The 13,350-nt window shown below is 73.3% G+C and carries 9 protein-coding genes; 7 read left to right on the forward strand and 2 right to left on the reverse strand.

The genetic code is table 11. From position 1 onward, the window contains the following. Nucleotides 1-93: 93 nt before the first annotated feature. The gene (locus BN940_RS19670) at nt 94-795 is read right to left on the reverse strand and encodes a hypothetical protein (RefSeq protein ID WP_052355573.1); all 702 of its coding nucleotides are present in this window, start codon (nt 793-795) and stop codon (nt 94-96) included. Between the two features lie 67 nt (nt 796-862). On the opposite strand from BN940_RS19670, the gene BN940_RS17810 reads away from it, so the two are divergent. Genes BN940_RS17810 through BN940_RS03485 form a run of 7 tightly spaced genes read left to right on the forward strand, consistent with a single transcriptional unit; the run spans nt 863 to nt 12,327 of the window. Continuing rightward, nucleotides 863-1,756: a prepilin peptidase gene (locus BN940_RS17810; protein WP_052355574.1), complete on the forward strand. Its 894-nt coding sequence runs from the start codon at nt 863-865 to the stop codon at nt 1,754-1,756. A 19-nt stretch (nt 1,757-1,775) separates the two neighbouring features. Next, on the forward strand, nt 1,776-2,408 hold the full coding sequence (gene coaE, locus BN940_RS03460) for a dephospho-CoA kinase (RefSeq protein WP_043680192.1): 633 nt from the start codon (nt 1,776-1,778) through the stop codon (nt 2,406-2,408). A gap of 12 nt (nt 2,409-2,420) precedes the next feature. Beyond that, nucleotides 2,421-3,173, forward strand: a complete 753-nt coding sequence (zapD, locus tag BN940_RS03465; RefSeq protein WP_043685714.1) for a cell division protein ZapD — start codon at nt 2,421-2,423, stop codon at nt 3,171-3,173. Nucleotides 3,174-3,182: 9 nt separating this feature from the next. After that, entirely contained in the window at nt 3,183-4,541 is a 1,359-nt protein-coding gene (locus BN940_RS03470) for an efflux RND transporter periplasmic adaptor subunit (protein WP_084330490.1), read from the forward strand. Next, nucleotides 4,538-7,615: a multidrug efflux RND transporter permease subunit gene (locus tag BN940_RS03475; RefSeq protein WP_043680195.1), complete on the forward strand. Its 3,078-nt coding sequence runs from the start codon at nt 4,538-4,540 to the stop codon at nt 7,613-7,615. Before BN940_RS03470 ends, BN940_RS03475 begins: the two co-directional genes overlap by 4 nt. Before the next feature lies 1 nt (nt 7,616). Continuing rightward, nucleotides 7,617-10,727: an efflux RND transporter permease subunit gene (locus tag BN940_RS03480; RefSeq protein ID WP_043680196.1), complete on the forward strand. Its 3,111-nt coding sequence runs from the start codon at nt 7,617-7,619 to the stop codon at nt 10,725-10,727. After that, nucleotides 10,720-12,327, forward strand: a complete 1,608-nt coding sequence (locus tag BN940_RS03485; RefSeq protein WP_084330491.1) for an efflux transporter outer membrane subunit — start codon at nt 10,720-10,722, stop codon at nt 12,325-12,327. The genes BN940_RS03480 and BN940_RS03485 overlap by 8 nt, the downstream gene beginning before the upstream one ends. On the opposite strand, the gene BN940_RS03490 is transcribed toward BN940_RS03485, so the two are convergent. Further along, nucleotides 12,320-13,315 carry a Nudix family hydrolase gene (locus BN940_RS03490; protein ID WP_043680199.1) on the reverse strand — a complete coding sequence of 332 codons (996 nt, stop codon included), beginning with the start codon at nt 13,313-13,315 and terminating at the stop codon, nt 12,320-12,322. The two genes, BN940_RS03485 and BN940_RS03490, sit on opposite strands and share 8 nt — an antisense overlap. Nucleotides 13,316-13,350: the final 35 nt, after the last annotated feature.

The raw sequence follows: 13,350 nt of genomic DNA on the forward strand, positions 1-13,350 counted from the left end.
GGTATTGCCTGTCCCGGCGCGCGGGCGCGCCGGATGCCGGCACGGGCGATCCCGGGTCGTCGGCCGGCGGGGGCGCCGCCGCGGCGCCGGGGATCAGCGCGCGGCGCAGGCTTCGGCCGGTTTCGCGGCCAGTTCCTGGATGGGGTCGATATCCGCCTGGCGGGTCAGCCGCGATTCCAGCAAGGGGGCCTGGCCGTCCAGGCGGGTCAGGCGCAAGACGTTCGGCTGGATGAATTCCAGCGTGGCATGGGGCTGGTCGCCGGCTTGCAGCACGATGCGGACCGGCTCGGTGGACACCAGGTGCCAGCAGCCCATCGCGGCGGTGGCGGCCGTGCCGTCCAGCGGCGCGCTGCGGGCGCGCCATTGGCCGTCGGGCGCCAGGGTGAGCGTCATGCGGCGCGCCGGGCAGGCCTGCTGTCCGGCGGGGCAGGCGATGGTGCCCAGGTAGGATCGGGTCTCGGCCAGTTCGCGGGGCATGTGGCCGGGGCCGGCCGGCCGGGCGGCGGCCTGCCCGGCGGCGGGAGCCGTATCGGTCCCGGCGGGCTGGGCGGCCGCGGCGCCGCTTTCCGGCGCCGGCTTTTTCTGGCTGTCGGCACCGAAGCCGAATTGCAGCTGCGCGGGGGCGACCGTGTCCGCGTCGCCCTGGGCGCGGTGGCGCGCGTCGGAAACCGTGCCGCCGCGCGAAACGTCATAGAAGCCGGGTTCGCGCTGCTGGGCGCAGGCGGCCAGCAGGGCCAGCAGCCCCAGGCTGAGCAGGCGGGGGATCGTGGGGGAAAGGGCGCGCGGCATGATCATGACGGACTGGATCGAGAAGCCGCCATTCTACGCATTTGCGGGAGGCTTGGCGATGGGATGCGGGGCGATGGCCGGATGGGCGGGGGGCCTGCTCCAGGGGCTGGCGCCCTGGGCCGACGCGGCATGGGACGCGGTGGGCGGGGAGGCTTGGCGATGGGATGCCGCGGGTTGGGGCGCGGCCGGCCCAGGCGTGCCGGGCCTGGCCGCGGCGGCGGGCGCGTGCGTGGGCGTCCTGCTGGGGCGCTGGGCCCGGGCCTATGCGGATCGCCTGGATGCCGATGCGCCGGCCACGGCGGGCACGCTGTGGGCCGCGGCGGCGGATGCCCCCTCGCGCCCCTGGCGGCCGCTGCGCGACGGCCCGATGGCGGCGCTGCTGGGCCTTGCGGCCGGGCTGCTGGCGGCCGGCGGCGGCCTGGCGCTCGTGCCGCTGCTCCTGGTCCTGGCCGCGCTCGCCTGGATCGATGCGCGCAGCGGCCTCCTGCCCGATGCGCTCACCTTGCCGCTGATGGCGGCCGGCTGGCTGCTGGGCCCCCAGGGCTTCGGAACCGCGGCCGGCGCGTCCGCCCTGGTCTGGGCGGGCCTGGCCGGCATGGCGGGGCTGTACCGCCGCCTGCGCGGGCGCGACGGCTTCGGCGGCGGCGACGTCAAATGCCTGGCGGCGCTGGCGGGCTGGTTCGGGCCGCAGGCCGCCCTCGGCATCCTCTGGCTGGCCTGCGTGCTCGGGCTGGCCGCCTGCCTGGCCCGGCGCGGCGGCTGGCGCCGGCCGTATGCCTTCGGCCCCTGCATCGCCGCGGCGGCGGGCGCATGGATGCTGGCGCCGCTCGGCGCGGTCCTCCTGGCGCCGCCCTGGGTCTCCCCGCCGGCGCCGCCCTGCGCACTTCCGCCGGCCGCCTTTCTTGCGCCCCTCGGCGCACCCCTCGCGGCACCCGGCACGGCCCTTGCGGTACATTCATGTCTTTGAATCGACATGCGGGGATGCCATGTTTTCCATCGGCCTGACCGGGGGCATCGGCTCGGGCAAGTCCATGGTGGCCGACTGGCTGGCCGAATGGGGCGCGGCGGTCATCGACACCGACCGGATCGCCCATGAGCTGACGGCTCCGGGCGGCGCCGCGATCGGCCCCTTGCGGGAGGCGTTCGGCGCGGCGGCGATCGGCCCGGACGGCGCCCTGGACCGGGGCTGGATGCGCACGCACGCCTTCGCCGACCCGACGGTGCGGCGGCGGCTCGAAGCCGTGCTCCATCCCCTGATCGACCAGGCCGTGCGCGATCAGGCACAACGGGCCCGGGGGCCCTACCGGGTGTTCGTCGTGCCGCTGCTGGTCGAGTCCGGCCGCTGGCGCGACCGGGTGGACCGCATCTGCGTGGTGGACTGCGACCCCGAGACCCAGGTGCGCCGGGTGCAGGCGCGCAGCGGGCTGACGCGCGACACCATTGAGCGTATCATGTCCGCTCAGGCATCCAGGACGGAGCGCCTCGCTGCGGCCGACGACGTCATCTCCAACGACGACTCGACCGATCTGGACGTGCTGCGCCGGCGCGCATTCCAGCTTCACCAGGCCTGGTGCGACCGCGCCTCGCGGTCGGCGGATGGGCGCACCACTCATGGATAGGGTCTTTTGCGCGTGATTTTGTACGAGTATCCCTGCAATGAACGTGTCCGCACCCTGCTGAGGGTCGAATACCTGTTCGACCGCCTGTTCTTCTTCGCCCGGGGCGAAGACGCCCACTGCCACCAGATCGCAATGACCACGCTGTTCGATCTGCTGGACATCTGCGAGCGCGCCGACGTCCGCACGGCGATCCTCCAGGACATGGACCGCCACCGGTCCGCCCTGTCCGCCCTGCGCGAGCATCCGGGCGTGGACGGCGTCACGCTGGATCGGCTGCTGGCGGAAATGCAGTCGGTGTCCGCGGCGCTCGCCGGCCAGGGCCGCATCGGCCAGTGCCTGCGCGACAACGAGTGGCTCGCCAGCCTGCGCGGGCGGATCACGGTGCCGGGCGGCTCCTCGCCCGTGGACATGCCTTCCTATTATTCCTGGCAGCTCAAGCCGGCCGAGGCGCGCGCGGCCGACCTGCGCGGCTGGATCGAGCCGATGATGCCGCTGCACCGCGCGATGGCGCTGATCCTGCAATTGCTGCGCGACGCCGGCGACGCCCGCGACCAGCTGGCCACCCAGGGCGCCTACCAGGAGATGCTGGGCGGCAAGTCCTTCCAGCTGCTGCGCGTCTGGGTCGATCCGGCCCTGGGCGTCTTCCCGGAAGTCAGTGCCAACAAATACGTCATCTGGGTGCGGTTTTCCACCCAGGACAATGAACTCAAGCCCCAGCCGGTCAGCCGCGACGTGGCTTTCCGCCTGGCGCGCTGCAATCTGTAGGACCCCATCATGACCTCTATCACGACGCGGCCCCGCGGGACGCGCCGCAGGATCCTGGCGTGGGCGGCAGCCTGCGGGCTGGCGGCGTTCGCCCTGTGGCATTTCTGGCCGGGCGGCGCCGGCGGACCGGGCGGCCCCGGAGGCCCGGGCGGCCCCGGCGGGCGCGGCTTCCGCATGGGCGCGCAGGCCACGCCGGTGGCCGTCGCGCGGGCCGAGCCGGGCCGCATCGACCGCACCCTGCGGGCGCTGGGCACCGTCACGCCGCTGGCGACCGTCGTCATCCGCGCGCGCGTGGACGGCCCGCTGCAATCGGTGAATTTCGACGACGGCCAGGCCGTGCGGGCCGGCGAGGTGCTGGCGGTGATCGATCCCCAGCCCTTCCGCGTCCAGCTGGACCAGGCCCTGGGCCAGCAGATGCAGCATGCCGCCCAGTTCGAACAGGCGCGCCGCGACCTGGCCCGCTACGAGCAGCTGTACAAGCAGGATTCGGTGGCGCGTCAGCAGCTGGATTCCGCCCGCGCCCAGGTGCGCGAGCTCCAGGGGCAGGCGAAATCGGACCAGGCGGCGGTGGACGACGCCCGCCTGCAGCTCGGCTACACGGAAATCCGCGCTCCCGTGGACGGCCGCCTGGGCCTGCGCAAGGTCGATGCGGGCAACATGATCCGCACCTCCGACGCCGACGGCCTGGTGGTGCTGACGCAGAGCCGGCCGATCGATGTGGTGTTCTCCATTCCCCAGACCCGCCTGCCGGCCCTGCTGGAGGCGCGCCGCGCCGAGCCGGCCCTGCAGACGCGCCTGTTCAGCGATGCCGCCGGGACGGCGCTGGCCACCGGGACCCTGGTGGCGGTGGACAACCAGATCGATGTGGCCACCGGCACCGTCCAGCTCAAGGCCCGCTTCGACAACGCCGACGAGTCCCTCTTTCCCAACCAGTTCGTCCAGGTCCGCTTGCGCCTGGGGACGCAGGACGGCGTGACGCTGCCCCTGCGCGCGGTGCAGCGCGGCTCGCAGGGCGAGTACGTCTATCGGCTCGACGCCGAGCGCAAGGCCCGGGTCGTGCCGGTCACCACGGGGGTGGACGACGGCGAGCGGGTGGTGATCGAATCCGGCCTGCAGGCGGGCGACACGGTGGTGGTCGAGGGCACGGACCGGCTGCGCGACGGCAGCGAGGTGGAGATCGTCGCGCCGGAGGCCACGGGTGCCGCGGCCGGAGCCGGGACCGGCGCCGCGGCCCAGGCGGAAGCCGGCCCCATCAAGGCCGAAGGCGCCGCCCGCCCGGAAGGGGCGGGGTCCGCTGAGGGCGCCCGCCAGGCGCCGCCCGGAACGGCGGGCGGGCGCCGCGGCGCCGGCCGGGGTCCGGCCTCGTGAACCTGTCGCGCCTGTTCATCCTGCGGCCGGTCGCCACGACCCTGGCGATGGTCGCGCTGGCGCTGGCGGGCCTGCTGGCCTACCGCGAACTGCCGGTGTCGGCGCTGCCCCAGGTCGATTTCCCCACCATCCAGGTCACCACCCTGTACCCGGGCGCCGGCCCGGACGTCATGACCGCGCTGGTGACTTCGCCGCTGGAGCGCCAGTTCGGCCAGATGCCGGGCCTGTCGCAGATGCTGTCCACCAGTTCGGGAGGCTCGTCGCGCATCACGCTGCGCTTCGACCTGGGCCTGCCGCTGGACGTGGCCGAACAGGAAGTGCAGGCGGCCATCAACGCGGCCTCGAACCTGCTGCCCGCGGACATGCCCTCGCCGCCGATCTACAGCAAGATCAACCCGGCCGACGCCCCGGTGATGACCCTGGCGGTGACGTCCCCCACGCTGCCGCTGCCCCAGGTGCGCGACCTGATCGAGGTGCGCGTGGCGCAGAAGCTGTCCCAGATCAGCGGCGTCGGGCTGGTCAGCGTGGCCGGCGGCCAGCGGCCGGCCGTGCGCATCCAGGTCGATCCGCAGGCGCTGGCCGCGCACAAGCTGACGCTGGCCGACGTGCGCAAGGCCGTGACCCAGTCCAACGTCAACCAGCCCAAGGGCAATCTGGACGGGCCGCAGCGCTCGATCACGATCAGCGTCAACGACCAGCTCAAGGACCCGGCCGAATACGAGCGCCTGATCCTGGCCTACGAGAACGGCGCGCCGCTGCGCCTGGGCGACGTGGCGCAGGTGCGCCGCGCGGCGGAAAACCTCGACCAGGCCGCCTGGTTCGGCCGCACGCCCGCCATCCTGCTGAACATCCAGCGCCAGCCGGGCGCCAACGTGATCGAGGTGGTGGACCGCGTCCAGGCCCTGCTGCCCGGCCTGCGCGCCACCCTGCCCACCGGCGTGGACCTGCAGGTGGCCTCCGACCGCACGCACACGATCCGCGATTCGGTGGCCCACGTGCAGATCGAGATGCTGCTGGCCATCGCCCTGGTGGTGGCGGTGACCTTCGTGTTCCTGCGCACCTGGCGGGCCACCCTGATCCCGGGCGTGGTCGTGCCGCTGTCCCTGGTCGGCACCTTCGCCCTGATGGCGCTGCTGGGCTTCAGCATCAACAACCTGACCCTGATGGCCCTGACCATCGCCACCGGCTTCGTGGTGGACGACGCCATCGTCATGATCGAGAACATCGCCCGCCACATCGAGGAAGGCGAGACCGCGATGGCGGCCGCGCTGCGCGGGGCCAAGCAGATCGGCTTCACCCTGGTGTCGCTGACCCTGTCGCTGATCGCGGTGCTGATCCCGCTGCTGTTCATGGCCGACGTGGTCGGGCGGCTGTTCCGCGAGTTCGCCGTCACCCTGGCCGTGGCCATCCTGCTGTCGCTGCTGATCTCCCTGACGCTCACGCCCATGATGTGCGCGCGCATGCTGCGGCCGGAATCGGAAGAAAAGCACGGGCGCTTCCTGCAAGGGGCCGGGGCGCTGATGGATCGGCTGATCGCCGCCTACGACCGCGGGCTGCAATGGGTCCTGGCGCACCAACGCGCCACGCTGTGGGCCGCGGCGGCGACGCTGCTCGTCACCGCGGGGCTGTATGTCGCCATCCCCAAGGGTTTCTTCCCGCAGCAGGACACGGGGGCGCTGCAGGCCGTCACCCAGGGGCCGCAGTCGGCCTCGTTCCAGGTCATGAGCCGCCTGCAGCAGCAGGCCGTCGAGCGGCTGCTGGACGACCCGGCGGTGGCCTCGGTGGCGTCCTTCATCGGCATCGACGGCGACAACGCCACGCTGAACACCGGGCGCCTGCAGATCACGCTCAAGCCGCTGGCCGAGCGCAGCGACCGGGCGGACGCCGTGATCGAACGCCTGCAGGCGGCCCTGCAGCCGGTGGTGGGCCTGGAGGCCTGGCTGCAGCCGGTGCAGGAGCTGTCCGTCGAGGACCAGGTCAGCCGCGCCCAGTTCCAGATGACGCTGTCCAGCCCCGACGAGGCCGCGCTGGCGGACTGGACTCCCCGGCTGGTGGACGCCCTGCGCGCGCTGCCGGAACTGCGCGACGTGGCCGGGGACCTGCAGGACCGGGGCCTGGCGCTGGCCGTGTCGGTGGACCGCGACGCGGCGGCGCGGCTGGGCGTCACCCAGGCCTCGATCGACGACGCGCTCTACGACGCCTTCGGCCAGCGGCTGATCTCCACGATCTACACGCAGTCGGCCCAGTACCGGGTGGTGCTGGAGGCCGACGCCGACCTGCTCGACGGCGGTCCCGCGGCGCTGGAGCACCTGCACGTGCCGACGGCCTCGGGCGGGGTCACGCCGCTGTCCAGCGTGGCGCGCTTCGAGCCCGGGCTGGCGCGCCTGGCCGTGCAGCGCCTGGACCAGTTCCCGGCGGCCACCGTGTCGTTCAGCCTGGCGCCGGGCACCGCCCTGTCCGACGCCGTGGACGCCATCGAGTCGGCGCGCGTCGCGCTGGGCGTGCCCGATTCCGTCGATGTCCGCTTCCAGGGCGCGGCCCAGGCCTTCCAGGCCTCGCTCTCCAGCACGCTGTGGCTGCTGCTGGCGGCGGTGGTGACCATGTACATCGTGCTCGGGGTGCTGTACGAGAGCCTGATCCATCCGGTCACCATCCTGTCCACGCTGCCCTCGGCGGCCATCGGCGCGCTGCTGGCGCTGTGGCTGGGCGGGGCGGAACTGGACATGATCGGCGTGATCGGCATCATCCTGCTGATCGGGATCGTCAAGAAGAACGCCATCCTGATGATCGATTTCGCGCTCGATGCGCAGCGCGAGCGCGGCCTGGGGCCGCAGGCGGCGATCCACGAGGCCGCCCTGCTGCGCTTCCGGCCCATCCTGATGACGACCCTGGCGGCCTTCTTCAGCGCCATCCCGCTGATGCTGGCCTCCGGGTCGGGGGCGGAACTGCGCCAGCCGCTGGGCCTGGCGATGGTGGGCGGGCTGCTGTGCAGCCAGGTGCTGACGCTGTTCACCACGCCCGTGATCTACCTGCTGTTCGAGCGCCTGGGCCACCGGCGGGCGGCGGGCGGCTGACATGCGGTTCTTCGCCCTGTTCCTGCGCCGGCCGGTGGGCACGTCCCTGCTGTGCCTGGCGCTGGTCCTGGCCGGGGCGCTGGCGCTGCGCTTCCTGCCGGTGGCGCCGCTGCCGCAGGTGGATTTCCCCATGATCTCGGTCTCGGCCTCGCTGCCGGGGGCCAGCCCCGAGACCATGGCCTCCAGCGTGGCCATGCCGCTGGAGCAGTCGCTGGGCGCGATCGCCGGGGTGGAAAGCATGAGCTCGCGCAGCAGCGAGGGCCAGACCGAGATCTCCCTGATGTTCGAGCTGGACCGCGACATCAACAGCGCCGCGCGCGACGTCCAGGCCGCCATCAACGCCGCGCGGCCCATGCTGCCCTCGGGCATGCGCAACAATCCCGTCTACCGCAAGGTGAATTCCTCGTCCTCGCCCATCATGACGCTGGCGCTGACTTCGGACACCGCCACGCGCGGCGAGCTCTACGACCTGGCGTCCACCGTGCTGGCGCAGAAACTGGCGCAGGTCAAGGGCGTGGGGCAGGTGACGCTGGGAGGCAGCTCGCTGCCGGCGGTGCGCGTGCTGGTGAATCCGCGCGCGCTGGAATCCATGGAGATCCCGCTGGACCGCGTGCGCGAGGTGCTGCAGGACGTGAATTCGCTGCGTCCCGGCGGGCTGGCGCGGCGCGGCGAAACCCAATGGCAGATCCACTCCAGCGGGCAGCTGCGCAAGGCCGCCGACTACGCCCCGCTGGTGGTGGAATGGCGCGACGGCCGCCCGGTGCGGCTGAGCGACGTGGCGCGCGTCGAGGACTCGGTCGAGGACACCAACCAGGTGGGCTATTTCAACGACCGCCCCGCCGTGCTGCTCATCATCCGCCGCCAGGCCGACGCCAACATCATCGAGACCGTGGACGCCATCCGCACGCTGCTGCCCGAGTTCCAGTCGCTGCTGCCCGAGCGGGTGCGCCTGACCGTGGCGCAGGACCGCACGCCCAGCATCCGGGCCTCGTTGTTCGAGGCCGAGCTGACCCTGGTGCTGTCGGTCGTGCTGGTGGTGGCCGTGGTGCTGGCCTTCCTCGGCAACTGGCGCGCCGCCCTGATCCCGGCGATCGCCGTGCCGGCCTCGCTGATCAGCACCTTCAGCCTGATGTGGTGGTTCGGCTTCACCCTGAACACGATTTCCCTGATGGCCCTGATCGTGGCCACCGGCTTCGTCGTGGACGATGCCATCGTGGTGCTGGAGAACATCATGCGCCACGTCGAGCGCGGCATGCGCCCGGCGCGCGCCGCCCTGCGCGGCGTGACCGAGGTCGGCTTCACCGTGCTGGCCATGAGCCTGTCGCTGATCGCCGTGTTCATCCCCCTGTGGCTGGTGGGCGGCCTGGTGGGGCGGCTGTTCAAGGAATTCGCGGTCACGCTGTCGGTGGCCATCGGCGTGTCGCTGCTGGTGTCGGTGACGCTGACGCCGGTCATGGCGGCGCGCCTGCTGCGCGCGCCGGCCGCGCACGAACCGCCGTCCGGGGGCCTGCTGCGGCGCTGGCTGCGGCGCTGGGGCCAGGCGGGCGATGCCGCCTACCGGCGCTCCCTGCGCTGGTCGCTGGACCACGGGCGCGTCGTGCTGCTGCTGCTCCTGGCCACGGTGGGCCTGAACGTATACCTGTACGCCAGCATCCCCAAGGGCTTCTTCCCGCAGCAGGACACGGGCCAGCTGATGGGCTTCTTCCGGGTGGACACCGGGACCTCCTTCGCCGAGACCCAGGTCCGGCTGGACGCGTTCCGCCGCGTGCTGCTGGCCGACCCGGCGGTGGACACCGTCACCGCCTTCGCCGGCGGGCGCGGCGGCAGCAATTCCAGCTTCATCCAGGTGCAGCTCAAGCCCCTGGGCGAGCGCACGGCCAGCGCCACCGACGTCGTCAACCGCCTGCGGCCCCGCTTCGAGCACACGCCGGGGGCGCGCATGTTCCTGGTGCCGCAGCAGGACATCTTCGTGGGCCATTCCTCGCGCTCGGGCTCCTATTCCTACGTGCTGATGGGCAGCGACCTGGGCCTGCTGGCCCAGTGGCTGCCGCGCGTGCGCAACGTCCTGGCCGGACTGCCCGAGCTGGTGGACGTGGACGACGACGTCGAGGACAAGGGCCGGCGGGTGGAGCTGGTCGTCGACCGGGACGCCGCGCGGCGCCTGGGCGTACAGATGGCGGACCTTGCGGGCGTGCTGAACAATGCCTTCAGCCAGCGGCAGGCGGCCGTGCTGTACGGCGCGCTGAACCAGTACCACGTCGTCATGGCGGTGCAGCCGCAGTACGCCCAGGACCTGCATTCGCTGCAGGCCCTGCAGGTGCTCAACGCCGCCGGCGAGCGCGTCCCCCTGACCGCCTTCACCCGCATCACCGAGGGCACCGCGCCGCGCGCGGTCAACCACGAGGGTCTGCTGGCGGCCGATTCGGTGTCCTTCGGCCTGGCGCCGGGCGTGTCCCTGGACCAGGCGCTGACGGCCATCGACCAGGCCGTGGCGCGCATCGGCCTGCCGACGCAGGAGCTGCAGGCGGGGCTGGACCAGAGCGCCGGCATGATGCGCGACGCGGTGGCGCAGCAGCCCTGGATGCTGGCGGCCGCGCTGGTGGCCATGTACCTGGTGCTGGGCATGCTCTACGAGAGCACCATCCATCCGATCACCATCCTGTCCACGCTGCCCTCGGCCGGCGTGGGCGCTCTGCTGGCCCTGCGGCTGGTGGGCATGGAATTCACCCTGATCGCGCTGATCGGCGTGTTCCTGCTGATCGGCATCGTCAAGAAGAACGCCATCATGATGGTGGACTTCGCCCTGCAGGCGCAGCGGCGCGAGGGCCTGGACCCGCGCGAGGCCATCTACCGCGCCTGCCTGGCGCGCCTGCGCCCGATCCTGATGACCACCCTGTCGGCCATGCTGGGCGCGCTGCCGCTGCTGCTGGCCACGGGCGCCGGGGTGGAGATGCGCCGCCCCCTGGGGCTGACGATCTTCGGCGGCCTGTTGGTCAGCCAGGTGCTGACGCTCTACACTACGCCCGTCGTCTACCTCAGCCTGGATCGCCTGCGTGGATCCCGCCGCCGCATCCCCCCATCGCCGCAACAGGAGCCTGCCCCCCATGGCTGATCGCGTGTCCCCGCCTTCCGCCGCGGACTCCGCCGCGCGGCCCGCGAGCCCGCGCCGCCCGCCGCGCCGCGCCGCGCGGGCGCTGCTGATCGCCGCGGCGGCGCTGGCCCTGTCGGCCTGCGCCGTCGGCCCCGACTACCGGCGCCCCGCCCAGGATCTCGGCGCGGCCTATGCCCACGCGCCCGAGGGCCGCTGGATCCGGGCCGACGCGGCGCCGCGCGAGCTGCCCGCCGACTGGTGGACCCTGTTCGGCGACGCGGTGCTGGACGATCTGATGGACCGCATGCCGCGGGGGAACCTGGACCTGGCCAAGGCCGAGGCCGAGTTCCGCGAGGCCCGCGCCGCGCTGGATTCGGCGCGCGCCGGCCTGTTCCCGACGCTGGACGCGTCGGGCGCCATGAGCCGGGCGGGGCAGGGCGCGGCCGGGTCGGGCAGTGCCGGCAACACCTACAACCTGTCGGCCACCGCCAGCTGGGAAGTCGATCTGTGGGGCCGCGTGCGGCGCGGGGTCGAGGCCGCCCGCGCCGGCGAGCAGGCCAGCGCCGCGGACCTGGATGCCATGCGCCTGAGCCTGCGGTTCGCCCTGGCGCAGGCCTATTTCGGCGTGCGCGCCAGCCAGCTGCAGGATGCCCTGCTGGCCCGCACGCTGGACGAATACGCCCGTGCGCTGGAGATGACGCGCAACCGCCTGGCGGCGGGCGTGGTGTCGCCGGCCGACGTGGCGGCGGCCTCCGCGCAGCTGGACCAGGCCCGCGCCCAGCGCATCCGCCTGGGCTGGCAGCGCGAGCAGCAGATCCACGCCATCGCGGTGCTGCTGGGCCAGGCGCCGGCGAGCTTCCGCCTGGCCGGGGGCGCCGTGCTGCCGACGGTGCCCGAGGTGCCGGTGGGCGTGCCTTCGGCCCTGCTGCTGCGCCGCCCCGACGTGGCCGGCGCCGAGCGGCGCGTGGCGCAGGCCAATGCGCGCATCGGCGTGGCGCAGGCCGCCTGGTTTCCCGACCTGACCCTGAGCGCCCAGGGCGGCTACCGGGCGGCGGAGTTCGCCTCGTGGATCACGGCGCCCGCCCGTTTCTGGACCCTGGGACCCAGCCTGGCGCTGAGCCTGTTCGACGGCGGCGCGCGCGCCGCCGCCGTGGAGTCCGCCCGCGCGGCCTACGACATCCAGGCGGCCACCTATCGCAAGACCGTGCTGGACGCCCTGCGCGAGGTCGAGGACCTCCTGGTGCAGTCGCAGGCGCTGGCCGAGGAGCAGGCCGCGCGGGACCGCGCGCTGGCCGCGGCGCGCGAGACCCTGCGCCAGGTCACCAACCAGTACCAGGCCGGCCTGGTGGACTACCTGAGCGTGGTCCAGGCGCAGGCCAGCGCGCTGAGCGCCGAGCAGACCGCGCTGGATGTGCGCTCCGAGCGCCTGACGGCCTCGGCGCAGCTGATCGCCGCCCTGGGCGGGGGGTATTCGGTGGATGCGGCGGCCGGTCCGGCCGCTGCGGCGGGCCCGGCCGCTCCGATCGATCCGGCGCCTTCGGCCACGCCGGCGGGCCCGGCGGATTCGGCGGATTCGGCGGTTTCGCGCGGTCCGGCGGGCCCGGCCGCCGCGGTCAACTGACCAGCCGGCCGCGGATCGCCGCGATCCCGTGCGCGCCGTGCAGGCGCGCCGTCTCCAGCGTGTCCAGCGACTGGCCGCCGATGGCGAAGACCGGCCGGCCGGCGGCGTCCGCCAGGGCGCGGAAGCGGTCCCAGCCCAGCGCCGGCAGGTCCGGGTGGCTGTCCGTGTCCAGCGCGTGTCCCAGCACCACGAAATCGGCCTGCAGCTGGCGCGCGCATTCGATGTCCTCCGCCGTGTGGGCGGACACCCCCAGCCAGCCCGGCGGGCGCGTGTCGTCCTGCAGGATGCGGGCCGCGTCGGCCGCCCGCAGCTGCACGCCGTCGGCCTCGGACCACCAGGCGGCCGGATGGACGCTGTTGACCAGGCAGCGGGCGCCGTGCTGGCGGCACAGGGCCAGGGCGGCCAGGAAGGCCTCGCGCAGCGAGTCCGGGTCGGCCTGCCAGTCCGGTTCGCGGAACTGCACCAGCCGCAGCCCGCGCAGCAGTTCCTGGCGCAGGTCGGCCAGCCAGCCGGAAAGCCGGTCGGGATGGCCGATCCGGCTGATGCGGTAGCGCGTGGGCAGGCGCAGCCAGCGCAGCGGCGGCGCGGCGGCCGGCAGCAGCGAGCCGCCGCCCGGGCCGATGGGGTGTTCGGATTCGTCCAGGCGGATCTCCCAGGGGTCCACCCAGTCCAGCGCCTGGTTCTCGCGGCCGTGGGGCTCGCCCTCCCAGGCGGTCACCTGGCAGAAGGCCAGCTCGACGATGGTCTTGGGGTATTCGTGCACGTGCACGACCCAGGGATAGACGCGCGTGGCGCGGATGCCCAGCTCCTCGTCCAGCTCGCGCACCAGCGCCTGCTCGACGGTTTCGCCGGCCTCGATCTTGCCGCCGGGGAATTCCCACCAGCCGGGCCAGGCCTTGCCTTCCGGGCGCTGGCCCAGCAGCAGCCGGCCCCGGGCATCGATGATCAGGCCGGCGGCCACGCGGATGTAGGGTTTGGAGTCAGTCATGGCGGATCGGGAACGATGCGGAGCGGGGGGGAAAC

Source organism: Castellaniella defragrans 65Phen (assembly GCF_000612685.1).
GTDB classification, from domain to species: Bacteria; Pseudomonadota; Gammaproteobacteria; order Burkholderiales; family Burkholderiaceae_B; genus Castellaniella; species Castellaniella defragrans.

Excerpts from the sequence above, each read along its gene's own strand:
- coaE (WP_043680192.1), top strand. The coding sequence starts at position 1,776 with ATGTTTTCCATCGGCCTGACCGGGGGCATCGGCTCGGGCAAGTCCATG.
- BN940_RS03470 (WP_084330490.1), top strand. The coding sequence starts at position 3,183 with ATGACCTCTATCACGACGCGGCCCCGCGGGACGCGCCGCAGGATCCTG.
- BN940_RS19670 (WP_052355573.1), bottom strand. The coding sequence starts at position 795 with ATGATCATGCCGCGCGCCCTTTCCCCCACGATCCCCCGCCTGCTCAGC.
- BN940_RS03490 (WP_043680199.1), bottom strand. The coding sequence starts at position 13,315 with ATGACTGACTCCAAACCCTACATCCGCGTGGCCGCCGGCCTGATCATC.
- BN940_RS03485 (WP_084330491.1), top strand. The coding sequence starts at position 10,720 with ATGGCTGATCGCGTGTCCCCGCCTTCCGCCGCGGACTCCGCCGCGCGG.
- BN940_RS17810 (WP_052355574.1), top strand. The coding sequence starts at position 863 with ATGGCCGGATGGGCGGGGGGCCTGCTCCAGGGGCTGGCGCCCTGGGCC.
- BN940_RS03480 (WP_043680196.1), top strand. The coding sequence starts at position 7,617 with ATGCGGTTCTTCGCCCTGTTCCTGCGCCGGCCGGTGGGCACGTCCCTG.